This is a genomic window from Micromonospora sp. DT227 (assembly GCF_049841835.1).
Classification (GTDB): domain Bacteria; phylum Actinomycetota; class Actinomycetes; order Mycobacteriales; family Micromonosporaceae; genus Micromonospora.
Window position 1 is genome coordinate 1 of sequence record NZ_JBNCLA010000070.1, and the last position, 333, is coordinate 333.

The window sequence follows — 333 nt, forward strand, 5'->3', positions numbered from 1 at the left end:
CTGGATTTTGTGGGTCGGGCTGATGACCAGGTGAAGGTGCGTGGTTATCGGATCGAGTTGGGTGAGATCACGGTGGTCCTGTCCGGTTGTGTCGGTGTGCGGGACGCGGTGGTGTTGCTGCGGGGCAGCGGGGTGGAGGCTCGGCTGGTGGCCTATGTGGTGGCGGTGGCGGGTGCGCGGTTGGATGTGGCGTCGTTGCGGCGGGCGTTGGCGGTGTCGTTGCCGGAGTACATGGTGCCGGCGGCGTTCGTGGTGTTGGATCGGTTGCCGTTGACGGCGAACGGGAAGCTCGACAAGCGGGCGTTGCCGGAGCCGGACGGTCGGGCGTTCGGC

1 protein-coding gene is annotated in these 333 nt (G+C 67.3%); it reads left to right on the forward strand.

Going from position 1 to position 333, the window contains the following annotated elements:
* Window positions 1-333 (forward strand): AMP-binding enzyme (locus ACLQ2W_RS33935; RefSeq protein ID WP_425791990.1); only part of this gene is annotated, 333 nt, incomplete at both ends.